This is a genomic window from Geitlerinema sp. PCC 9228 (assembly GCF_001870905.1).
GTDB lineage: Bacteria > Cyanobacteriota > Cyanobacteriia > Cyanobacteriales > PCC-9228 > PCC-9228.
Map to the genome: position 1 here is coordinate 15,073 of NZ_LNDC01000018.1, position 22,984 is coordinate 38,056.

General features: G+C 49.4%; 24 protein-coding genes and 1 tRNA gene. 13 read left to right on the forward strand and 12 right to left on the reverse strand.

Annotated elements, in window-relative coordinates:
* Window positions 1–435: 435 nt before the first annotated feature.
* Window positions 436–1,677, reverse strand: coding sequence for a UbiH/UbiF/VisC/COQ6 family ubiquinone biosynthesis hydroxylase (locus tag AS151_RS01125; protein ID WP_071515237.1), 1,242 nt, complete (start codon window positions 1,675–1,677; stop codon window positions 436–438).
* A gap of 112 nt (window positions 1,678–1,789) precedes the next feature.
* Window positions 1,790–2,221, reverse strand: coding sequence for a NifB/NifX family molybdenum-iron cluster-binding protein (locus AS151_RS01130; RefSeq protein ID WP_071515238.1), 432 nt, complete (start codon window positions 2,219–2,221; stop codon window positions 1,790–1,792).
* Between the two features lie 380 nt (window positions 2,222–2,601).
* Between AS151_RS01130 and AS151_RS01135 the strand changes: the two genes are divergently transcribed.
* The gene (locus AS151_RS01135; RefSeq protein ID WP_071515239.1) at window positions 2,602–3,003 is read left to right on the forward strand and encodes a hypothetical protein; all 402 of its coding nucleotides are present in this window, start codon (window positions 2,602–2,604) and stop codon (window positions 3,001–3,003) included.
* A gap of 103 nt (window positions 3,004–3,106) precedes the next feature.
* Here the strand turns inward: AS151_RS01135 and AS151_RS01140 are convergent, their stop codons facing one another.
* Window positions 3,107–3,745 carry a class I SAM-dependent methyltransferase gene (locus tag AS151_RS01140; RefSeq protein ID WP_071515240.1) on the reverse strand — a complete coding sequence of 213 codons (639 nt, stop codon included), beginning with the start codon at window positions 3,743–3,745 and terminating at the stop codon, window positions 3,107–3,109.
* Between the two features lie 164 nt (window positions 3,746–3,909).
* Here AS151_RS01140 and AS151_RS01145 point away from each other — a divergent pair, with 164 nt between their 5' ends.
* The 5 genes from AS151_RS01145 to AS151_RS01165 all read left to right on the forward strand — a co-directional run bounded on the left by AS151_RS01145 (window position 3,910) and on the right by AS151_RS01165 (window position 8,088).
* Complete coding sequence (locus tag AS151_RS01145; RefSeq protein WP_071515241.1) at window positions 3,910–4,263, forward strand: antibiotic biosynthesis monooxygenase; 354 nt, start codon at window positions 3,910–3,912, stop codon at window positions 4,261–4,263.
* Window positions 4,264–4,308: 45 nt separating this feature from the next.
* Window positions 4,309–5,265 carry an alpha/beta fold hydrolase gene (locus AS151_RS01150; protein WP_244532801.1) on the forward strand — a complete coding sequence of 319 codons (957 nt, stop codon included), beginning with the start codon at window positions 4,309–4,311 and terminating at the stop codon, window positions 5,263–5,265.
* Window positions 5,234–5,674 (forward strand): LapA family protein, encoded by a 441-nt coding sequence (locus AS151_RS01155; protein WP_244532803.1) that lies wholly within the window; start codon window positions 5,234–5,236, stop codon window positions 5,672–5,674. Before AS151_RS01150 ends, AS151_RS01155 begins: the two co-directional genes overlap by 32 nt.
* Before the next feature lie 12 nt (window positions 5,675–5,686).
* Window positions 5,687–6,529, forward strand: coding sequence for a ScpA family protein (locus AS151_RS01160; protein ID WP_071515243.1), 843 nt, complete (start codon window positions 5,687–5,689; stop codon window positions 6,527–6,529).
* 374 nt (window positions 6,530–6,903) lie between these two features.
* Window positions 6,904–8,088 (forward strand): NDP-sugar synthase, encoded by a 1,185-nt coding sequence (locus AS151_RS01165; protein ID WP_071515244.1) that lies wholly within the window; start codon window positions 6,904–6,906, stop codon window positions 8,086–8,088.
* A gap of 67 nt (window positions 8,089–8,155) precedes the next feature.
* On the opposite strand, the gene AS151_RS01170 is transcribed toward AS151_RS01165, so the two are convergent.
* From AS151_RS01170 to AS151_RS01190, 5 genes are all read right to left on the reverse strand, one after another.
* Window positions 8,156–8,797, reverse strand: a complete 642-nt coding sequence (locus tag AS151_RS01170) for a methyltransferase domain-containing protein (RefSeq protein ID WP_071515258.1) — start codon at window positions 8,795–8,797, stop codon at window positions 8,156–8,158.
* Window positions 8,798–8,883: 86 nt separating this feature from the next.
* A complete protein-coding gene (locus AS151_RS01175) occupies window positions 8,884–11,382 on the reverse strand; it encodes an ATP-binding protein (RefSeq protein WP_071515245.1) in 2,499 nt (832 codons plus the stop codon).
* A 242-nt stretch (window positions 11,383–11,624) separates the two neighbouring features.
* Window positions 11,625–12,569, reverse strand: a complete 945-nt coding sequence (locus AS151_RS01180; protein ID WP_071515246.1) for a DMT family transporter — start codon at window positions 12,567–12,569, stop codon at window positions 11,625–11,627.
* A gap of 104 nt (window positions 12,570–12,673) precedes the next feature.
* The gene (gene gor / locus AS151_RS01185; protein WP_071515247.1) at window positions 12,674–14,017 is read right to left on the reverse strand and encodes a glutathione-disulfide reductase; all 1,344 of its coding nucleotides are present in this window, start codon (window positions 14,015–14,017) and stop codon (window positions 12,674–12,676) included.
* A gap of 79 nt (window positions 14,018–14,096) precedes the next feature.
* On the reverse strand, window positions 14,097–14,714 hold the full coding sequence (locus tag AS151_RS01190; protein WP_244532804.1) for a class II aldolase/adducin family protein: 618 nt from the start codon (window positions 14,712–14,714) through the stop codon (window positions 14,097–14,099).
* A gap of 74 nt (window positions 14,715–14,788) precedes the next feature.
* On the opposite strand from AS151_RS01190, the gene AS151_RS01195 reads away from it, so the two are divergent.
* Entirely contained in the window at window positions 14,789–15,427 is a 639-nt protein-coding gene (locus tag AS151_RS01195) for an HAD-IA family hydrolase (RefSeq protein ID WP_071515248.1), read from the forward strand.
* 73 nt (window positions 15,428–15,500) lie between these two features.
* Window positions 15,501–16,130 (forward strand): precorrin-8X methylmutase, encoded by a 630-nt coding sequence (locus AS151_RS01200; RefSeq protein WP_071515249.1) that lies wholly within the window; start codon window positions 15,501–15,503, stop codon window positions 16,128–16,130.
* A gap of 409 nt (window positions 16,131–16,539) precedes the next feature.
* Here AS151_RS01200 and AS151_RS21825 read toward each other — a convergent pair whose 3' ends face one another.
* Window positions 16,540–16,686 (reverse strand): hypothetical protein, encoded by a 147-nt coding sequence (locus tag AS151_RS21825; RefSeq protein WP_170861270.1) that lies wholly within the window; start codon window positions 16,684–16,686, stop codon window positions 16,540–16,542.
* Between the two features lie 109 nt (window positions 16,687–16,795).
* On the opposite strand from AS151_RS21825, the gene AS151_RS01205 reads away from it, so the two are divergent.
* On the forward strand, window positions 16,796–17,731 hold the full coding sequence (locus AS151_RS01205) for a glycosyltransferase (protein WP_071515250.1): 936 nt from the start codon (window positions 16,796–16,798) through the stop codon (window positions 17,729–17,731).
* An 84-nt stretch (window positions 17,732–17,815) separates the two neighbouring features.
* Window positions 17,816–17,887: transfer RNA gene (locus tag AS151_RS01210), tRNA-Thr, on the forward strand.
* 129 nt (window positions 17,888–18,016) lie between these two features.
* On the opposite strand, the gene AS151_RS01215 is transcribed toward AS151_RS01210, so the two are convergent.
* The gene (locus AS151_RS01215) at window positions 18,017–18,343 is read right to left on the reverse strand and encodes a hypothetical protein (RefSeq protein WP_071515251.1); all 327 of its coding nucleotides are present in this window, start codon (window positions 18,341–18,343) and stop codon (window positions 18,017–18,019) included.
* Window positions 18,344–18,736: 393 nt separating this feature from the next.
* On the opposite strand from AS151_RS01215, the gene AS151_RS01225 reads away from it, so the two are divergent.
* Complete coding sequence (locus tag AS151_RS01225) at window positions 18,737–19,348, forward strand: sigma factor-like helix-turn-helix DNA-binding protein (RefSeq protein ID WP_244532805.1); 612 nt, start codon at window positions 18,737–18,739, stop codon at window positions 19,346–19,348.
* On the opposite strand, the gene AS151_RS01230 is transcribed toward AS151_RS01225, so the two are convergent.
* A complete protein-coding gene (locus AS151_RS01230) occupies window positions 19,341–19,820 on the reverse strand; it encodes a hypothetical protein (RefSeq protein ID WP_071515253.1) in 480 nt (159 codons plus the stop codon). The two genes, AS151_RS01225 and AS151_RS01230, sit on opposite strands and share 8 nt — an antisense overlap.
* A gap of 232 nt (window positions 19,821–20,052) precedes the next feature.
* On the opposite strand from AS151_RS01230, the gene AS151_RS01235 reads away from it, so the two are divergent.
* Both AS151_RS01235 and AS151_RS01240 read left to right on the forward strand, forming a co-directional pair.
* Window positions 20,053–20,676, forward strand: a complete 624-nt coding sequence (locus AS151_RS01235) for a DUF4214 domain-containing protein (RefSeq protein ID WP_071515254.1) — start codon at window positions 20,053–20,055, stop codon at window positions 20,674–20,676.
* A 125-nt stretch (window positions 20,677–20,801) separates the two neighbouring features.
* Entirely contained in the window at window positions 20,802–22,016 is a 1,215-nt protein-coding gene (locus AS151_RS01240) for a bifunctional sterol desaturase/short chain dehydrogenase (RefSeq protein ID WP_071515255.1), read from the forward strand.
* On the opposite strand, the gene AS151_RS01245 is transcribed toward AS151_RS01240, so the two are convergent.
* Window positions 22,013–22,804: an HAD-IIB family hydrolase gene (locus tag AS151_RS01245; RefSeq protein ID WP_071515256.1), complete on the reverse strand. Its 792-nt coding sequence runs from the start codon at window positions 22,802–22,804 to the stop codon at window positions 22,013–22,015. The two genes, AS151_RS01240 and AS151_RS01245, sit on opposite strands and share 4 nt — an antisense overlap.
* Window positions 22,805–22,984: the final 180 nt, after the last annotated feature.

Genomic DNA, 22,984 nt, shown 5'->3' on the forward strand with positions numbered 1-22,984 from the left:
AAGTTTTATTGCGTTTCTTAAAGGATTCGTCCCTAGCTTACCGGGTTTTTCTTAAAAAGGTAAAGATAAGAAACGCTATTTTTTCTAATCCTTAGTATAAAGCTGTTTAATGCAAAAAGAGGCGATCGCATCCAGAAAGCGTTATTGGTGGTTGTTGTTGCCTCTACGATCTAGTAGGGATGGGTTGAAAAACTTAATAAAAATTAACAAAAATGGGTAGGTTCCGACGTAGCATCTGAAAAACAATAAATAATTTTTGGGAATTTCTCGATTTCCCTGGTAGGGGCGCAACGCGTTGTCCTCCTACCAAAATCTTCCAATTATTTCTGGCAGATTTTTACGGAAATGGTAGGAAAAACCTGCAAAAAATAAGAAGTAGGGGCACTTCACAAAATACCCCTACTCGCGTCGGATTGATGGTTACACTCAAACAAATTATCGAGGCAACCCATCAGCTAGTCCCATGGCATACTCAATCAAGACCTTTTTGACAGGCAGGAAACGATCGATGCCGACCAATCCCAAATCCCGCATCCACTGTAACGGTAACCAGTCATTGGAAAAAACACGATTGGCCAGGTCAGTAGCTGTTAATACGGTTTCGTTGTCCGGCTGGCGCTGTTGCTGGTAGCGTTGCAGTAAGTCGCGATCGCCCAAGTCTTTCCCTTGAATGTGTGCTTCTATCAGCAAAGACGATAAAGCTGCCACATCGCGCATACCCATATTAAATCCTTGTCCGCCTACAGGATGGGTTGCATGAGCAGCATCGCCAATTAAAGTCAGGCGCTGGGCGGCATACTGGCGTACGTGCTGGCGGCGGGGAACGTAGCAAGAGCGGGGGGTAATCGATCGCAATTGACCCATTTCCTTAGGCAGGCGCGGCTGCATGGCTTCCATAAAAGCTCGGTCGTCGAGAGACATCAAGCGATCGCGCTCTTCCTTTTTCGCCGTCCACACCACACAGCTGCGAGATAAATCCGGTGCCTCTGGCGATGGGGTCATGGGCAAAACAGCAAAAGGACCGCTGCGGTGAAAGCGTTCGTATCCGGTTTGGCTGTGAGAAAATTCGGTGGTAACGTTGCTAACAATCAGCACTTGGTCGTATTCTACCGAATTCATGGGTAAGTTGGCCCACTGGCGTACCCAGGATTGTCTGCCGTCAGCGCCCACAAGTAATTGAGCGGTTAGGGGCTGTTCTTTGCCGTCCCAATCTAAAAGCACTTCCACGCGATCGCGATGGGTGGCCATGGACTTAATTTTAGCCGGGCAGAACGTGTGTACATCCGTTTGTTGGGCTAAAACTTGCTCCAAAGCATTGCTGGTCACCCAATTTTCCACTACATATCCCAGAGCCTCTACTTGAATCTCTTCCCGGCGTAAGGTGGCTACCAAAGGAAATTGTTCGTCGGAGATTTGTACTTGTTCGATGGGAGAAACCCCCAGCGATCGCATGACTTTCCAAGCACCAATGCGGTCCAAAATCTGTACCGATCCCAGGGCAAGAGCGCTGGCTCTGCCGTCATCACCATTAACTCTTTCTTGGCGGGTTTTGGCTTCAATAATTCCCACTCTCAGAGACGTTTGTCCCAAAGCGGCTGCTAGGGAGGAGCCAACCATACCCGCTCCCACAATTAGTACGTCGTATTCCAGTTCTTGGTGACCGTTTTTTTGGTTCATAGCGTTCCTAGCAACCTCAGAATAAGAAAAAAATTGACGAAAGTTTGGGGATACTCCTGTTACTAATGGTTGAGTGCGTTTGGAATTTGACAAAAATAGATATGATTAGGGACTATCGATTGAGAAATCCCCCAGCTGGATGGCCCCGTTTTCCTCGCCGCATCCGGCGACCGCGATCGCTACGGCGACCTCCGTTTCTCCCAAACAACTGACGATTGGGAACATGCTCCGGCTGGGAATTATCCAAATAATCTCGAACGGCGGCTTCGGGATCGGTTTTTGCTGTGGCGATTGGCTGAATTCCCCGACTTTGCAGGTGGCGTTGCAATCCCCAACCAAAGTTGCGAGCAAGTAACGCTTGGATGCCGTCGAGGGGGTGGTTGGCTTGGGGAGACGTTTCGTGGAAAGATTGTTGGGGAGATAGTTCTAAAAACTGTTGGTCGCGAATTTCTCCGTTCTCGCACTCGTAAACCCAAAACCGGCGGCAATGTCCGGTATGCGCGGTAATTTGATGTTGGTTTTGGCTGGCAACGGCAATTTTCATGATTTCCCTCCTAGGTGAGGAAAGTTTGCAAGTGGCACCAGTACGGATACAGTAGGCGAGACGATTTCTCTAGGAAAGCCGCAGCACGGAGAGTGCCACAATGGGGAAGCAGCCTGGGTTGTCATTTTGCAAGCAGGAAGGTGAAATTGCGTCTCACGTACTGGCTGTACTCGCTGCCACTGCAAACCGTTGGCAAGCAGGACAGAAGCTTCTATCCCTGCTTGCGTGAAACTGATAATGATTCTCATGTCCTATTTATTACTTTATAGCGATTAAGGAAAAATGTCAATCTCTCTAGCCAAATTAGGAAAAAATTGGGTTGGCAAAATCCCTACACAGCCGGCAAACTAGAAAACAAAGTTCTTTAAACCAAAGTTCCCATGAGGGTTCGCCATCTCAAACCTTGGCAAAGGGCGATCGCGATGGGATTGGCGTGGCTAGTAGCGATCGCTATCATTATCGGCAACGCCAAAGCAGAAGCATCGGCCTTAGAATCGCGCCTTTCCCGCCTGGAAAACACTGTTTTTTCCCTGCGATCGCAAATTAGCAGTCTAGAACGAGAAATCCGCCATCTGCAGCGCCAGCAACGCAGCAACCAACCACCACCAACCACCACCCCCCAACCATCCCCCAACCGCAACATACCGCCATCGGATATTCGCGACGACCCCATGTTCGACCGCCTAGCCACTCTCGCCATCGAACTCAAACAACGTCTGAATAAATTAGAAAATCGGGTGGAAACCCTGGAAAATGAGCTCGATATTGATGCTCAGAGATAGTATAGGCGTGTACCGAGCGTACCGAGGGTGGGAGATTAGGAGATTTAGGAAATAAATTTATTTTTGTCTCCCATGTCTCCATGCTCAGCACGCTCAGTATGCCCTACTTAACAAACACCGTCAAAACCACCGGTCCCAACAACGTATAATGTCCTATCGTCTGCAAACCAGCTCCCAGTCCCATCTCTTCTCGCTTCGACAACCCGTAAAAGCGCATTTTTCCAGCAGCGGCTTGTAATTGAACTTGCTCTGTTTGCCGTTGCCAGACAAAATCCACCAGGTAGTAGCAACCGCCGGGTTTGAGAACTCGATGAACTTCCGAGAGAACTGGTTCGGGATGGGGATAGTGGAGAAAACTGATGGTATTGAAAACGGCGTCAAATTGGGCGGTGGTAGCTCGAATGGCTTCCGCACTGCCTTGGATGAAAATCAAACGCGGCGATGGGGTGGTGTCTTTTGAAAATCGCGGTTTGGAACGCCTGGCTTGGCGCAGCATTTCCGGTGATGGATCGATGCCAATGCCGTATAGTTGGGGGTAGCGCTCGCTCAAACGTCGCAGCAACCGTCCGGTACCGCATCCCAAATCCAAGACTTGAGGCGTTTCCGGCAAGTCTACATACGCTAGCAGCCGTTGGTGGATGGCTTGGTAAAAGACTGTGGGAAACAGGCGGTCGTAAAATGGTGCCCAGCGATTGAAAAGTTCTATTTTCTGTTGTTGTTCTTGGTTGGTGGTAGCAGACATAGGTATTGGCTGGTTGGCAATGGTTGAATTTGGTCAAGCTCTAGAAAAAATTGTACTCGTTCTGGCAGAATAAATTGGATCCTAATTAGCAGTTGCTCGCGATCGCGCTAACCTGTACGCTATTTGGCAAAACGAATATCAATTGTTTGCACGCTAAGCCATTTATGAACGAATTCACAGACTTTCTCAAACACAAATTTGCTTTCGTAGCCATTGGAGAATTTCAACCAGGCAAATTTGAAGAGGCAAAGGAACTCTACTCCCAAGCAGTTTCCACCTACATGCAAGGGTTTCAAGGAGCGTACTTGCTGCAAAAACCCGGTACCGACAAAGGCATCGCCGTCATTTTTTGGGATAGCCTGGAAAACATGCAAGCCAACGAAAACGAAGAGTACCAGAAAATTCTGCAAAAAATGAATCCTTTGTTTGCCTGCGCGCCAGAAACCGATGTGTACGAACTGGTGAGCGAGATTCCCCCCTCACAACCGCACAGTCGCGAACCAGACCATACCGTCTAGCATGGGTGAAAGCAAAACAACAGCTATCGATTGTAGGGTGGGATTTTGGCAAACATCAACCAAAACACAACCAATCCTTCGCACAATTCCCAATTAGGCAGGCAGCGAGATTGGATCTGGCGGGGATGGCAAATTCGCTATACGAGTTTGCCACCTCAATTCCCCACCGAACAGACCCTGCCAATTCTCTTTTTACACGGATTTGGTGCCCAGTTGGGTCAGTGGCGTCGCAACCTGCTGCCTCTCAGCAAACGCCATCGCATCTATGGGTTGGATTTTCTCGGGTTTGGAGGTTCGCAAAAAGCCCCAGCCAACTACAGTATCCCGTTTTGGGCGGAATTGGTGTACGATTTTTGGCAGACGTGGATTGGCGAACCAGTAGTTATCGTCGGTCATTCCTTGGGATCGGCGATTGCGCTGCGTGCGGTAGCCGATTTCCCGCATATGGCCCGTGGCTTGGCCATGGTGACTCTTCCCCAGGTAGAACCGGCACCGCGGTGGGTACAGGGATTGGTCAATATTTTGGCGACTCCCATCACCATTTTTCCCATCTTACAATTGGCACGGCAGCCCTGGTTCCTGCGGCGATCGCTGTTGGGAATTTACCAGCGTCGGGAACTGGTAGACCAAGAGTTGGTCGATTTATTTGCCACTCCCCCGCGCGATCGCGGTACCCTAGGCGTGTTAACCCGATTGGTGCGTGCCAGTAGCCAACCCAGTTACGGCAGTGCGGTAGCGCCTTTGCTCGCCCACGTTGGGGTGCCCATCCTGCTACTATGGGGAAAATGCGATCGCGTGGTTCCCCTAGCGTCCGTGCGTCCGTACCTGCAACAAAATCCCCGGGTCCAACTTGTAGAAATTGACGGTGGCGGTCACTGCGTTTACGACGAACAAGCAGAAATCGTCAACCAAACCCTGCAAGCATGGCTCGAACGAGAACTTTTCCCAACCGCCAACCAGCAACCAAGGAGTGAGACAATCGATCGTGATGCGACAAATTAACTTCCTGCTGATTTTCATCTTTTGCCTGGCCCTCGTTATTTTCGGCATTCGCAACACCGATCCCGTCACCATTCATCTGATTCCCGGTTTGGATATTCAACCTCCCCTCTCCATTGCCTTAATTCTTGCTTTGGGACTGGGTGCCGTGCTAGCCTGGATATTTAGCCTTTGGGTGCGCTTGCAACAAAGCTTGGAATCCCTACCCCAAAAACGCAAAATCAAAAAGCAAGAACAACGCATCCAACAGCAAGAAGAAAGCATTCAAACCCTCAAACAGGAATTGGAAAAAGTACAAGCCAACACCCAACCGCAGCTGCCTCCCGACGAATCCCAAAATAACGAGCCTTCCTCCCAAACCAACGCCACCGAACCAGCAGCTACAGAATCGCAAACACAGGCAACCCAGTAATTTATACCTAGCATGTCCAAAGCGCTGGGAATTCTGACCCAACTTTCTCAAAGCATTTCGCAAATCATCGAACGCGCACAACGGGGAGAAATTGACCCCTGGGATGTGCGCGTCATCGAGGCGATTGACCGCTACCTCAGCCAGTTGGATTTTGCCACCCAAAGCGATTTAAGAGTTCAGGAGCAAGAACTTTCCCTCAGCGGTCAGGCTTTTTTGCAAGCCTCCATGCTGGTATTGCTGAAAGCCGACCGATTGGATTTGTTGGCAAGTTTGGAGGCGGAGGAAACCGAAGCAACAGCAGATGGGGAAGCGGAGTTAGATGCCACCGCCAACGGGAGCGAACCCTCCCTGCCACCCCGTCTGGAAAAATACCTGCGCCGCCGCGGAGTGGCCCCCAAACCCCAAAAACGGCAAGCTTCTCTGGAAGAATTGCTGGCACAGCTGCAAAAAGTGGCGCAGGTGATGCAGGAAAAACCCCAAAAGCCGCGGCAAAAGCGCCGCAGCCACCGGCAAAATCGCCTGCGGACCGTCCAGTCTATTACGCGGCTGACCCAGGAAGAAAACGTAACCGAAACCGCCGCCGCCTTGGAAAAGTTTTTGCAGGAAAACTGGCCTTCCCTAGCAGCGGAAACTTCCTGGCTATCGTTGGAACATCTTTTGCTGGCTTGGTCGCGGGGAAACGAAATGCAGGAGGAGAAAGTGCGGGTCTTTTGGGCCTTGTTGGTGCTATCGGCTCAGTCTAAAGTGGAGTTATGGCAGGAACGTTTCTATGGGGATATACGCATGCGCTGGTTGGAGGCCCCGGTTTCTCAAAACCAGCGATCGCTGTCAGCTCCCCCATCCGCCTCCAAATAAAGCAAATGTAAATTTTCGGTAAGATTCTATAAAAATTTCGCCAAAAGAGACGGAATCAACCAAATTTTTGCTGCTGAAACCAGCAAGTTGTTTTAGAGTATGATGGTAAAGCCTGAATTGGTTTTCCTGAAAGCAGTTCATCCCGCCTGGTTTTCCGGAAAACCACCAATGAAAAGTTCCAGCCAACTTAGCCGTCAAAACGAAGGCGATCTACCACTTGCCGTTTCCAGTCGGATACGAGCAGCATGCTTGAATATGCTTGTATGCAACTCAACACCAGTTGCCGGTAGTTCGCTCGTTACTTGTTCAGGCTTGTGTAGGTTCATCAGAACGGTGTCTGCTGCTGAGCGGGAGTTGTTAGCGGGTAAGATCGAATGAAAGCCATGATTCTGGCAGCGGGGAAGGGTACCCGCGTTCGCCCCATTACCTATAATATTCCTAAACCCATGATTCCCATCCTGGAAAAGCCAGTGATGGAATTTTTGGTGGAATTGCTGCGCCAACACGGCTTCGACCAAATTATGGTCAATGTTAGCCACCTGGCGAGGGAAATTGAAAACTATTTCCGCGACGGCCAGCGATTTGGCGTGCAATTGGGATACTCGTTTGAAGGGTACATTGACGAAAAAGGTACCCTGGTCGGGGAAGCCTTGGGATCGGCTGGCGGCATTCGTCGCATCCAAGATTTTCATCCCTTTTTCGACGATACGTTTGTGGTATTGTGCGGCGATGCGCTGATCGACTTGGATTTGAGTGCTGCGGTCAAGTGGCACCGGCAAAAAGGCGCGTTGGCTACGGTAATTCTCAAGCCAGTTCCCAAGGACCAAGTGTCCAGCTACGGCGTGGTATCCACAGACGAGGAAGGTAGAATTCAAGCATTTCAAGAAAAACCCCCGGTGGAAGAAGCCATCAGCACCGATATCAACACGGGAATTTATATTTTTGAACCGGAAATTGTGGACTACATTCCCTCCGGTCAAAAATACGATATCGGTGGCGAACTGTTTCCTAAGTTGGTGGAAATGGGTGCGCCTTTCTACGGTCTGAGTATGGACTTTCAGTGGGTGGATATTGGCAAAGTGCCGGATTACTGGCGCGCCATGTGTGGCGTTTTGCAAGGGGATATCCGCAACGTTCCTATTCCAGGTAAGTGCGTGGCACCAGGGGTTTACACGGGACTCAATGTAGCGGTGAACTGGGATAAGGTGGACATCCAAGGTCCGGTCTTTATCGGTGGTATGACCAAGATTGAGGATGGTGCCAAAATTATCGGTCCGGCGGCGATTGGTCCCAACTGCCAAATTTGCAGCGGTGCTACGGTGGAACGCAGTGTGATTTTTGAATATTCCCGGCTGGGTCCTGGTATCCGTTTGATGGACAAACTGGTCTTTGGACGTTACTGCGTGGACAAAACCGGCGCTACCATCGACGTACAAGCGGCGGCTTTGGACTGGTTGATTACCGATGCGCGCCATACACGACCGACACCACCACCGGCAGAAGGCAAAGCGATCGCGGAATTGCTCAACGGAGAACCAGAAGAAGGGTTTTCTGGGTAAGGAATGTCCCCAGGGGGAGGGAAAGCGATGCTTCCTCCTTCTGGAAATGAGCGCTGTCTGTTGGAAATTATTTGCGATCGGCGATCGCGGCGTAGAAGGGATCTCCCTGAAACAACCCCAGGTAAAACAACAAATTAGGAGTGGCAGAAGGTTCCGCGATCGCTTCTGGAGTGCCAAATCCACCGGCGTTTTGGAAATATCGTTTCACCAACTCCAAACGTTCGCGGTCGTCAGCTTCCCGCCAGGCAGCAATGGCCTTTTGATAAAACATGCGGTTGGAAAAACTCACAATCGCCACGCCACCAGGCACGAGAACTCGACGAATTTCGGCAAACACTTTTTCTGGATATTGCAAGTACTGCACGGAAACGGCGATCAAAACCGCATCAAACCTGGCATCGGCGAGGGGTAGCTGGGGATTGGCATTGAGGTCTTGCACGAAATAGCTGCTGAGTTGGGGATTTTTCGCCAGTTCCTCCCGATTCATGCCGTGACCCACCACTTCTGTGTAGGGAACATCCTCGGGAAGATGGGAAACCCAACTACTCATCAAATCCAACACCCGGCCGTGAGAGGGGATGCGATCGCGGTAGAGTTTCTTTAGGCGGTCAATGAACCCTTCATCCACGTGGGTAACAAAACGGGGAAAGGCATAAAATTGACTGTCATCGCTGGGATCGAGTTGGTTGCGGTCTTGCGGTTGCAGCAGCATGGACATCGAAGCAAAGGGCAGTACGTTTCCTAGTTTAGATCCAAATACATGCAAACAGTTAGCAACAAGACCGCGATCGCCACCTAAGCTGATTTTTCCGCTACCGGCTGCTGCTGGATAGGAATCTCCATAACAAACTCGGTTCCTTTCCCCGGTTCTGAATGACATGCAATCCTGCCGTGGTGTTTTTCCACCACAATCTGATGGCTAATCGCCAATCCCATCCCCGTTCCTTTATCCCTCGATTTGGTGGTAAAGAACGGTTCAAAAATCCGCTCGCGGTCTGATGCGGAAATCCCGGCACCATTATCTTGGATGCAAACCTGCACCCAACCATTGCCTTCACCTTGCCCGATCGACTCGGTGGCAATCTTAATTTGACTGGGATTGGCTTTTTTCTCTTCCTGAGAGCGATGGCGATCGCGCTCTTCCAACGCATCCAACGCATTCACCAGCAAATTCATAAACACCTGATTGAGCTGGGAAGGATAGCATTCCACCAGCGGCAAATCGGCGTATTCCTTCACCACCTGTACCGCTGGGCGATCGGCGCGCGCTTTCAACCGGTGATTTAAAATCAACAGGGAACTATCGATCCCCTCGTGGATATCCACTTCTTTCATATCCGATTCATCTACCCGGGAGAAGCTGCGCAGCGACTGTACCAAACCGCGGATGCGTTCGGCACCAACTTGCATGGAAGAGAGAATCTTCGGCAAATCTTCCTTCAAAAACTCCAGGTCAATTTCCTCAGCATCGGCAGCAATTTCTTCCCCAGGATCGGGATAGTGCTGCTGGTACATTTCCACCAAATCAATCAAATCTTGAGCGTAGGTATCCGCATGGGAAAGATTGCCGTAGATAAAATTGACCGGATTGCAAATTTCGTGCGCCACCCCAGCTACCAACTGACCCAAGCTAGACATTTTCTCATTTTGCACCAACTGGGCCTGGGTGCGCTGCAGTTCGTCTAAGGTCATTTGCAGCTTTTCAGCTTTCTCCCGTTCCCGTTTTTCCGATTCTTGCAGGGCTTTATTGATTTGAGCTAGTTTCTGAAACTGATGCAGCACAATTTTGATAATGGCATTTTGCAGTTGGGTGGCCGCTTCGATTTCTCCTTTCTGCCAGGGGAGGGACTTGCAGCGGACCTGTTCTTTCCACTCCTGGAAGGAATTTTGCGGCGAAGGCTCGTCGTCGCTGCTGCGATCGGGTACGTAATGGGGATTTCTTCCCCAAGTAACCGTCTGGATAACTTCCGGTCGGAACCACATGACATATTGGTGGGGCGCGATCGCGATCGCGAGCAGTCCGCTGGCTATATCTTTATAAGTCTCCGCCTCAGGAATATGTTTGACCAGCGAATCGGTAGAAAACACATCTCGATGCTGACCATCCAGCCAGCGAGCAATATTTTCCACTTGTTTTTTCGACGGTGTCTTGCCCACCAACTTGCACTCGCCATCCAAACAAATGGCTGCCCCATCTGTCTTGCCAATTTCCAGGAGATTAGGCTGGTATTTCATCAAACCATCCACAAAATTCCCTTCCTGGAACATGTACTCAATCAGCTGGTTTTGCACCGTTTTCAAGTGTAACTGGTAAGCGTAGTCCTCTTGATTTTCCTTGTAAGGAAGGTGTAAAGATAGCACTTGGGCTAAAAACTCGCAAGCCGTGCGAATTTCGTAGGGAATGTACTTGCGCTGGTAGTGATGGCAAGCCACCAACCCCCACAATTGCCCATCTTTGATAATAGAAATGGACATGGAAGCACTCACTCCCATATTTTGGAGGTAGCGCACGTGGCGCGGCGAAACGCTTCTCAGCACCGAATAGCTTAAATCCAGTGGCTGCCCGGTATGGGCGTGGCGTTCGGGAACTACAGAAACCGCTGCGTAGTTGGCATCGGGAATAATGCGCAACCAATTTTTCAAATACAGCGCCCTCGCCTGCGGGGGAATATCCGTACTGGGATAGTGCAATCCCAAATAGGAAGGAATATCCTGACCGCAGTCTTCTCCCACCACCACACCATGCTCTTCGTGATTAAACTTGTAAACCATGACCCGGTCAAACCCAGTCAAATTGCGAATTTCCTTGGCTACAATTTGACACAAGCTGTGGAAATCCTGTGCCTTTTGAATCCTGGTTGCAGCATTGCGTACGGGATGGTACAGATCGAGAAATTCTAGAGATTGTTTGGAGGCGGTGGGTTCTAGTTCTAAAAATAGGGAATCTTGCGTACGGTGGAGAATGCCATTGTACCAACCATGTCCGCGGTGGGATGAAATGGATAGGGAAATGGGATTAACTTCGGCTAAGGTTTCTGCGTTCGCGATCGCGTCTTTGAGATTTTCCACCTGAAAGCGATTGAGCAAACAAGTTAAATCCTTTTGCAACAACGATTCCGCCGGCACGCCAAAGAAATCTTTGGTATTGGTACTAGCATGAAGAATTTGCAAATCCGGCTCTTGCAAAACCAATAAAATCCCGTGGGGTTGAATCGAACCGGGAATGTGAATGGGTTCTTTTTGACAGTCAATTAATTCTACAGTTGGTGACTCTAGGAGCGCGCTTTTACTCACTACTTATGTCTCCGTGCAACGACATACTTAATAGAAAACTTGTTAAGAGATGGTTAAATAGACATATCTATGTTTTCTATTTTACTATGTATGTTGGCAAATAGCTACCTCTGGTAGCCGTTATGTGTTAATATTTCGTTATATCATCGAATTTTGGTTAATACGTTTCCGCGGTCAATTGCCAGAAATTGAGCTTGACATTTCCCATAGATTCAGCAGCAATCCGGAAACATTAACAAAAATTAATCTTTTCGTCGCCGCTCAATACTTAAAGCAGCAATTCCAATGGTTACCAGAAGAACACCCAAAACTTGCCCTGGCTGTAAAGTTTCTCGTAAGAGCAGCCAAGCCAGCAAGCTGGTAAAAACTGGTTCGCTCGCGCCCACCAAAGCAGCAGTCGGCGCTCCGACCAAACCAATTCCCATATTGTGAAACAACAAACCCGCTAGCGTCACTGCCCCCGAAAGTAAACTCCAAAAAAGTAGTGGTATTTGCGTACCTACCGGCGGCGAAATTTGCAACCAGACAATACTAATACTTGTAAGCAAAAACATTATAAAAAACGCTATCAAAGAAAAAGGAATAGGATGCACCCAACGCAAACACTGCTGGGCAATCGTAGCGTAACCAGCAAATCCAACACCAGCAGCAAGTGCAGCCAAACTTCCTACCAACAAATTGCCCTCACCGTGAAACTGGAAATGGCCAGTTGCTGCCACCAAACCGAATAAAACGACAAGCATAATCCCACTGCGAAACTTACTTGGGCGCGCACCGAACCAAACCCAAGCCAAAACAGCAGCCGCCACCGGATGGATAAAAAACAACGTAATCGCAATCCCAGCCGGAACATTTCCAATAGCAAAATAGAGCAAAAGGACATTAACAAAAAAAATCCCACCGCTCAAAATATTTAACCACAACCACCGACGTTTTTCCGCTACCAAAACCAAAGTTTTAATATCAGCAAACGTAGGAGAATAAAATTTAAACGACAGCAACGCCAACAGCAGCACCATCACCAACGTGCGCCACTGCACAAAAAGCAACGTATGAGCAAAATCTGCTGGCAACACATCCCCCACCCAATATCCCCCAAACCAACTGCCCTGAAAAAGGACTCGCACGAGAACATTTTCCACAGCCAGAAAGATGGCTGCCATTAGCATGACCGCAATTCCACTCATAGGCAAGCAAATCCCGAAGCCAAAAAAGAGCTAGGGACGAACCACCATTCGCCCCTAGCAGAACTTACAATTATGCCGTGTCCATAGCGACTTGGCAACCGCCATTACATAGTGACAAATTCCTCAGCAGTGGATGGGTGCAGTGCCATGGTAGCATCGAAATCTTTCTTCGTAGCCCCCATGGTGACCGCCACAGCAACGCCTTGGATAATTTCCGCCGCATCTTTGCCAACGGCATGAGCGCCCAAAACGCGGTCATTTTCTTTATTGACCACCAATTTCAAGACCACCCTTTCCTCGGCACCAGTGAGGTTGTGGTACAAAGGTTTGAACCTAGCGCGGTGAATCGCCACCCGGTCTTCTCCCAATTCTTCGATGGCACCTTCTTGGGTATAGCCAACACTGCAAGCTTCTGGGTCGCCAAAAACTGCCGTTGGAATGTTGTCGTAGTTCGTGTGGCGGGGTTTGCCGGCAAATTCGGTATCGACAAAGGCGCGACCTTCATCAATGGCAACCGGGGTTAGGTTGGCGCGGTCGGTGCAATCGCCAACGGCAAAAATATTGGGTTGGCTGGTTTGGCTGTAGGCATTGACGGCAATGGCATCGTTTTTCACTTCCACGCCGGCATTTTCCAAGCCGAGGTTTTCCAGATTGGGTTTTCTTCCTACAGCATACAGCACTCCGTCTACTTCCAGAGTTCCGGCTTTCTCTCCCGCCAGGGTAAGCTGCAATCCGCCATTGCTTTTTTCAATTTTCTCGACTGTGGTATTGCTGTATACGCTAATACCGTTGCGCGTCATGCCTTCTTGTAATTCCCGACGCACATCGCCGTCAAATCCCCGGAGAATGTAATCGCGGCGGATAATTTCGGTGACTTGGGTTCCCAAACCGTTCATGATACCGGCAAATTCTACGCCGATGTAGCCACCACCCACAACAGCCAAGCGTTTGGGTTGTTCGGACAGACCAAACATATCCCGGGAGGTCCAAACATGCTCGATGCCGGGGATGGGAAGTTTGACAGGCTTGCTGCCGACGGAGATTAAAATTTTATCGGCAGTGATTTTTTTCTCGCCGACGGCAACGGTGTGGCTATCCACCAAAACTCCCCTACCGGAGATGAGGTCCACACCAGCTTTTTCTAAATTGCTAATATGGCGATCGCTGAGGCGACGCACTTCTTTGTCTACCGCCGAAATTAAATACTTCCAGTCAAATTTGGGACCTACTTTTTCCCAACCGTATCCCACCGCATCTTGGAACAGGTGGGAAAAACGCGACGCATAGACCATTAATTTTTTGGGAATGCACCCGCGCAGAACGCAAGTTCCCCCTACTAAGTCGTTTTCTACGATTGCAACCTTCGCTCCGTAGGATGCGGCGCGTTTGGAAGCAGCAAGACCACCAGAACCTGCTCCGATAACCAGCAGATCGTAATCAAAAGCCATAATTTGTCTAACTCCTTGTTGCTTGCTAGCAGATAAACTGCCCCACCTTTTATTCTAGGGGACGCTTGCATTCATTACTTTATTGTATAGCTTTATAGTAATGTAACAAAACCTGCGCTGCCGCTTCCAAACTTCTACCTACGGCAATTACGCCATCTTGGTGACCGGCAGTCGCCAGAATGCCATAACGCATCAAATCTTCGTAGTCAAACAAACGCCAGATTTCCTGGGCCATTTCCGGGGTTCCGTAGGGAATTTCCTCCCGGGTTGTGGGAACCGAAAACAAAAGTTGCTGCCACAGTTGGTGGTGGTGTACGTGAATGACCCCACCGACACTGGTGTTGTATGTATAAATAGCCGCGTGGGTTAAAGACTCCGAAGAGGGTTTCGCCGGACCCACGCAGGTAAGACGGTTTTCGGGAATGTTAAATTGAGTGACGAGGGTGTAACCTTCCGGGGAGAGATGGGCGATGTTTCCAGTCTGGGTGCCAGAAATCACGAATTGAAAAGAGTTGTTCCACCGCATGCTAATATTGCCAAAACCAATTCCATCTTCCCCAACGCCAATCAAACCCAATTCGTACATGCGATCGCGCCAAGCCATCAGCGACTGCAAGCGAGAGGCTGTAAAAGCCCTATCTTGATGCCAGTCGCATTGAAATTTAATCACACCTTCATCAAGCATTTCGTTTCCCATTCAGCCAATTTTCCTCAACAAAAACAACCGTTGCGCAATAGGCTGCAGTACGAACACAGATAGCCAACAAGCCAATGACTCCTCAAGCGATTCTTTTTGATTTTGACGGTACCATTGCAGATACCTTAGAAGTAATTGTTCGGATTACCAATCGCCTCGCGGACGAATTTGGCTATCCACCTACAACCCCCGAGCAGCTTGTCTATTTGAAAAATATCAGCTCCCGGCAAATCTTGCAAAACGCTCAAGTTTCTATCTTCCAGCTGCCTTTGCTCCTGCGACGGGTACGCCAGGAAATGAAACAAGAAATTCCCCAAGTTCAACCCATTGCTGGCATGCCATTGATATTGAAACAACTGCAACAAGAATCCCACTTACAGCTGGGAATTGTCACCTCCAACCAAGAAAACAATGTGCGCCTTTTTCTAGAGACCCACCAACTTAGCCATATTTTTTCTTTTATTAGATCGGGAAGGACGCTTTTTGGCAAGCACAAACTCCTCAAAAAAGTGCTCAAACAAGAAAATCTCGCCCCTGAAAACGTTTTCTACGTTGGGGATGAAACCCGCGACATTGAAGCGGCTCGAAAAACACAGATTGCCTCGGTTGCCGTTACTTGGGGGTTCAACTCCCAGCAAATTCTCCAAACCTACCACCCAGATTTTTTAATTTCTCACCCCCAGGAATTATTGGAAATCGTACAAAATTGGTAGTTCGGTTTGGCAAAACGGATACCATATCCTAAAATACACCTGACATCTTTTCTCTATCCTTTCCATCACCAACATGCAACTCCATCCTATTGCCGCAGAAAGTTTTGCTATTATCGATCGCGAAATTGGCGAGCATAACTTTACTCCCCAGGAATATGCCATCGTTCGTCGTGCCATTCATTCCACGGCTGATTTCGACCTCAAACATTTATTTTGCTTTGAAAACCAAGCTATCGCTACTGGTATTCGCGCCATACAAGCAAACACACCTGTGATTACTGACGTGCGTATGGTGGGCGTGGGCATTCACAGGACCCTCTCCCAGGCTGGTAAATCCGCTCCCCTGTGTGCGTTGGATTATCCGGGTGAGGGCACAACCCGGACCGCTGCCGGTATTACTCATTTGCTGGAAATGTATCCCAACGGGATTTTCGCCATCGGCAATGCTCCTACGGCGTTACTGGCGATTGTGGATGCCATCGAACGCAAAATGGCGGCACCGGCTTTGGTTATTGGCGTTCCTGTCGGGTTTGTGGCGGTGGAAGCAGCGAAGGAGGCATTGGCGCATACCCAAGTTCCGCAGATTCGCGTCACCGGCCGCAAAGGGGGATCGGCGATCGCAGCGGCGATTGTGAATGCTTTGGTCTTTTTAGCAGCAGAAAAGAAAACGGACGAGCGATCCGGCGATGGAGAAAATCGATGATTGTGCTCTCGACAAGCCTCCAGCACTTCCTGTATGGGGATTGCCGCATATTCTAGCAATTTCGTTAGAGACAATTTTACGGCTGCCCTGTTTTAAATCTTGGTTTTTTTCACCCAGATTGGGTCTTTCACTGGTTTTCCCCTGGGAGTTTCGCGGATACAAGTTGGTTTGATTTCCCACCAGTACGGGTTTTGTTATTTCTCAAATCGGAAATTTCGGCAATTGTTTGACGACTTCCCGCACCCGCTGGCTCAGTTAACATATTATCGCTATAAATAACAGAAGGCCATCGGGATAACCAAGGGAACGATCGGGCGCTTCCCTTGTTTTTTTTGTCTGGGGTTGCTTGCTTGGGATCCTTTCTATTGGGATTTTAGAGTTTTTGAAAAATTCATGTCAATTAACAGTTCTATGGCGATGGGCAACGACAGGTACAATTGGTATATTTGGCGGTAGATGGTTCGGTGGTGGTTTCTGGCGCTAAAATTTTGTTCAATCCTTCCGCAGCACCCACCGTTGCCAATCCAATGACCAACAACACGCCAAGCATTTTCATTAGATTTCCTTTGAAACCAGCTACGAGCCAAAAATACCATAAAAATATAATTGCGATCGCGCTGCTTTCTTGGTAGCGTATCTAACAGCAAAGCTGCCCTAGCACTGCCGTGTATATTAGCGTTGTTATTCCCACCTACAACCGACAACCCATCTTGCAAAAGTGTTTGCAGGCGCTAGAAGAGCAACAACTATCGCCGGAGATGGCTGGATACGAAGTGGTTGTGGTTGATGACGGTTCTACCGATAGCTCCTACAGTTGGTTCTGCCAGCATCAAAGCCAGTTTCCCCATGTGGTATGGTACCAGCAAGACCACCAAGGTCCGGCGGCCGCACGCAATTTGGGAGTGCAACGGGCGCGAGGAGATATTATTGTGTTTATCGATAGCGATTTGGTGGTGACGCCGACTTTTTTGCAATCCCACAGCCAGGCTTTACTTGCCGCTAGCCGCCGGCAGCAAAAATCCCCACAAACGGCTCCTATTTTTACCTACGGTCGGGTGGTGAATACCTGCAATTTCCACAACCCAACTGCGGAACCTTACAAAATTACTGATTTTTCTGCTGCTTATTTTGCCACGGGAAACGTTGCGATCGCCAAGCATTGGATCCAGCAAGCTGGGTGGTTCGACACGCGGTTCCAGTTGTATGGATGGGAAGATTTGGAGTTGGGGGTACGCTTAAAAAAATTAGGTCTCAAACTCATCCCCTCTCCGCAGGCAGTTGGCTACCACTGGCATCCACCTTTTTCCCTGGACCAGCTACCGGCTTTGGTGGAAAAAGAGGTGCAACGGGGGCGCATGGGGGTGTTATTCTATCAAAAGCATCCCATTTGGGAAGTGCGTTTGGCTATCCAAATGACCTGGCTGCATTGGATGTTGTGGGGATTGCTGTCTGTTGGCGGTTTGTTGAACGAACGAACCATGGCACCTTTTTTGCAGTGGCTCATCGACCGGGGAAAACCGCAACTGGCGTTGGAGATTTCTCGGATTTTTCTTAACTGGTACAACGTACGTGCGGTGTATGCTGCCTATCGGGAATTGTAGCGATCGCGATCGTTTTTTCTAGACAGCAACCCAGTATATGTGGGATAATATAGATTTGGGAAGTTGCTACAATAGCTTTCGCGCGCTGGTGTAGCTCAGTGGTAGAGCACCCGCCTTGTAAGCGGACGGTCGTCGGTTCAAATCCGACCACCAGCTTTTTTTCTATACATATGATTTTCTAGATTTTGATTTTAAAAACGATAGGGCGCACAAAGGGTGCGCCCCACATACTACTGCTCGATCCCTCGTCGTTCATGGTTGTCTGAGCGTACAATCCTTACTAAATTACATGGCGAAAGCGGTTGGTGTTGCTAAAATCTCGAACTCGGTAGGTTCGGGTTCGCTCTCAGGAGCGTCATCTTCTGCCGGCGTTACCAACATGGAATCGCTCGCACGAACCACCAAATTTCCTTGTTGCCATTCCCGTCGCCACTGGCGTCCGAGTTTCCAAGCGTGAAATTTGATCGCGTTCCAACGGGGATTGGCAGGATATCCAGCAAAACCCGACCGCAAAGCGGGGATGCTTGCGTTGGGAAGCGATGTGGTTACCAGAATGTTTTCCCGCAGGTCCACCACTTTGTGGGTCCGTTGTTGGTTGACTGCTCTAACCATTGGTGTCACCTCCTTATTGTTTTTCCGTAGCGTTCAATTCGGTTCTTTGACCTTACCCACCATTTTATATATCTTAACAAGAAAAAACAATCCCCAAAATGGCTTTTTTTGGGATTTTTCTGGAGGGATTTTTTAGTAGAAAAGGCATGCAAAAAATTCGGCGTGCGGGCGTTGTAGCTCGCGATCGCCGTTTTGCCATTGGGAAATTTCCTGTTAAAAAAATTGGGGGGTCGATCGAAAAGCGATCGCAACTGGCTTTATCAACCAGTCGAAACAAGCTATCCTAGGTTTAGGATTCCCCAATTCATGATTGGTTACCGGAAGATCCGGGACCATCTTCGAGAAGAGTCACCATCGCTTGACGGCTAGCAGACGAGGAAAGACTATCCTACTGTGTCTTTGGCGTTTTCCTGTCCCGAACTCAATCACCCCCTCATTCAGTCGCTGTTTCACCAGAGCGATCGAGATTTGCTCACGCTTTTCCAGCGCTATCCCGACCGGGGGAAATACTTTACGGCTCTTTTTTGTCGTTACGCGCCAGTGGTTTATTCGCTCATCCACCACGGCATGAAATCTCCCGTACAGGCAGATTATTTATTTGCCTTAACGTGGCGGCATATTTACCACGAAATGCTGGGATTGGACCTGCATGGCAACGCTGCTGGAGAGAGCTTTAACCTACAAAATTGGCTGGTGGATTTAACGGGTTTTTGTATCAACCAAACCGAGCTACCACCAACCGAGGAAATTCATTATTCTTTGGAGGCAGCACCACCTCCGTTGTGGTGTTACTTGCAGCTGGCGCTCAATCGGTTGCCCCCCCGCATGCGGCTGATGGTGGTTATGGCCCAAACCTTTCGCTGGAGCGAAACCAGAATTGCTGCTTATCTGCAAGCGGAAGGAGAAAATATTTCACCAGCGCAGGTCTGGCAAGAGTTACAGCAAGGATACCAACAGTTGGAAGCGGAGTTGCCGGACGATATTCGCGAAATTTACACTAATTGAACACAATAGCACCATTTTCCTGAATTGTCAGTACCCGACGGTCCGATTCTTGCTGGTCTGTGGGGCGAAAATGGATAATCGCGACGCCGGGAGTGGCGGGAACTTCCGGTTCTACCAAAATAAATCGACCGTTGGGACGGTAAAAATTGATGCTTACTGGTGCTTGCAAAGCGGGAAGGGTTACTTGAGAAGAACCGTCTAACGTCCGCTGACCAGTTTCTCCAAGAACTTCGTAGTATACTTTGCCGGCGATTTGGTTTCTTAACTCAATGGTGACCAAGCCATTGGTTAGGGATACATTGGCTACGGGAAGGGATTCGGGGGGAAGGGATTCGCTCGCTTCGGTTTCTTCGGTTGTTTCGGTATCTGATTGTGCCCCAACCGTGGTGGGTAGGTAGAGAAAAGTCAAACTACTTGCCAAGCCAGTTAAGGCAAATGTGGTTAGCTGCTGCTGGATGTTTCGGTCTGCCATAGGGTTGGTTCCTGGTTTGATAAGAGGGGGAAGATGGTGGCTGTCTGGTTATTTTCCCATGCTTCCATGCTTGGTGGTTTCGATTTTCTGAAGTTTTTAGAAGATGGCCGGTTAAAAAAAAAGTTGCCTATATATCCTGGATGCAGGGAAAAAATAGGAAAATGGGGATGAAAATTGGCAAAATCATCCTATTTGTACGGAAAATATTCCTTTTGAACTTTAAATCTCTCGTATGAATTTCTTATATTCTAGCTTCGTTCAAAAAAACCGTCCTGTTGCTGCTGGTATGGTGCGGATGGCAACCATGGCAGTGGCGGTTGTTCCCATGCTGCCACCCACCGCGATCGCTTTTTTTCCAGCCACCGTACAAGCACAATCGGAAGCGCGGGAACTCGTGGAAGACCCAGAAACCCGCATTCGGCAAATGTACGAAGAAATGACTGGGGAGGAACCGACCCCAGAGATAGTTGAGAAATATTTGCAAGCACGCGATCGCGGGTGGCGTTTCGATCGCATTCGCCGTCGTATGGCGGGGTCGTCGGCAGCACAAACGGCTGTGGAAACCATTTACCAAGAAATTTTAGAGCGCCAACCGGAGGACGAGGTATTGGGTTCTTGGTTGGAAGCCTTGGCGGAAGGATGGACCCTCGACGAAGTGCGCGAAGAAGTCGCCAATACCTTGGAAGCCAAAGCACTGATTAACCGCATTTATCAAGAAGTGCTCGACCGCCAAGCAGATTATAAGGGGATCCAAACTTGGACCGATGCTTTGGCGAGAGGATGGACCCTCGCAGAAGTACGCGAAGAAATTGCTGCCAGTGCGGAAGCGCGCGAAAATCGGGAATCAGAAGAATGACAACTAACTGTTTTGGTGGCAACTGGGAAAGAACGGCTGCGGCCAGATAAGATATGGCCGAATCGGGTGAAAATACAAAATATACCCATACAATTCGATCGATCTATTAGATAGGCAAGAAGAATATGGTTGGTTTTTGGCTCGCAATCGGTATGTGGGGAGTGGCTTCTGTGGTTTGGGTGGAGGTCGTACGGGATACGTACCACGCCCTAGCTCACGCCATTCCCTGGCTTTTACGCTTGCATAATTGGCACCATCGGGTGTTTCGTCCGGATTTAACCCCGGTTAGCACGCAAATTTACCGCCAAGCTCAGTGGTACAATGACGTACCGGAGTCTTTGGTGATGATTTTCTCGAGTCTAATTTTTTGGGCGATCGCGTTTTGGGTGTCTCCCCAGGCACACTGGGGCGCTTTGGCAGGGTCAGCGTATGCGCTGAGTTTTCTCGCTGGGGCGATCGCGCGTGGTAGTGGGATTCCTGGCGCTGCGGAAATTACGGATTTGACCCACGCACCGGGCCCCTTTGCCCACCCTCCCAGCAACTGGTTCGTCAATCGTTCTTATCACTGGCGACATCATTTTGACAATCAAAATGCTTATTTTAGTGGGGCTTTTGCTTTGGTAGACAAAGTTTTGGGCACGGCGCTTTCCCTCAAGGGCAAAACCGTAGCCGTGACGGGGGCTTCGGGAACCATGGGGCGATCGCTGCTGTACCATTTGCACCGCAACGGTGCCAAACCCATTGCTCTGTCGTCGAAACCGGACCCGGTTTCTATTGAGGTGAACGGCGAGTCGGTGGCACTGAAAACCGTTTGCTGGCAGGTAGGCGCAGAAGAGCAACTGGCGGAATTTTTGGAAAAAGTCGATATTTTGGTGCTCAATCACGGTATCAACGTGCATGGGGATCGAACCAAAAATGCGATCGCGCAATCTTACGAAATTAATGCTTTTTCCAGTTGGCGGCTAATGGAACTGTTTTTAACTACCGTGAAGACCAATGCCCAAATGGCTAAAAAAGAGATTTGGGTGAATACTTCAGAAGCAGAAGTGAGTCCGGCTTTGAGTCCCCTATACGAACTCAGCAAGCGTACTCTGGGGGATCTGGTGACCCTGCGGCGGTTGGATGCCCCCTGTGTTATTCGCAAAATTATTTTGGGCCCGTTTCGCAGCAACCTCAATCCCATTGGGGTGATGTCGGGAAATTGGGTTGCCAAACAGGTGGTGAACGCCGCCAAACGCGACACCCGCAATATCATTGTCACCATCAATCCCCTGACTTGGGTGGCATTTCCCATCCGCGAGTTTGCGGTTTCTTTGTACTTTCGCTGGTTTAGCCGTTAAACCCCGGTGGAAGGAAAGGAAAGCAAATAGCGTACTAACTCGCAAAAGCCTTCTCCTTCTGCGGCAGCGGTGATGTAGGTGGGTAGGTGATTCATGCGATCGCGGTAGGGGAGAAGGTTGGCTACCCCCACAGAGAGGGGAAATTTTTTCGGGTCGAACAGGGATTCGTCGTTGGGACTGTCGCCGACGGTTAAAACGCGATCGCGCGAGCAATCGGGAAAATCCACCGCCAGCAAACATTGCAACCCCGTTGCCTTGTCTTGTTGGGGTGGTTTGATATGGCACTGTACCGCAGAGTACGTAAATCCCCACCCCAATTCCTGGCAAAACTGTTGGATGTTCGGTATTTCTCTCGGGGGAATATTTTGGACGTCAAACGTCCAATCGCTTATGCGGAAGCCGTTGTCGGTGGATGCTTGCAGGTAAGGAAAGCGCGCTTGTAGTTTGGCAAAGGCATCGGCAAGTTTTTGTCGGTGGGAGGAAATATCGGCAATGGGGGTTAAAAAACGCGGTGGATGGCTATTGGCGGGATAAAATAAACCGCCATTTTCCGCGATCGCGCCGTAAACTGGTAAATAGGTCGTCAATCCGCTCACCCAACCGGCCGAACGACCTGTTACGATAAGAGCAGGAATGGGCTTTTTTTGTAAATTTTGGAAGGCTTGCAATACCTGCGTCGTCAATTTGCCGCTTATGGTAAGGGTGCCATCCATATCGGTAGCCAGCAGGCAAGTAGCAGCAAGTTTGGTGGCATTGTTGGTAGATAAACGTAGTGGACGCCGTTTCATAACACATTTCAATACAAATGTCAAGGGCATCCCCAACCGAATCGTTGGGACGCAGCCTTCCTAACAGAAAGCTCGTTGCCGGTTGCTTGTCCTCAAGACTAACCTAATCACTGTACAAAAATCGACATTCGTGTTGATTGCGTTCGGTTAGTCCAGCCTTGGTCTCGTAGCAGACTCCGT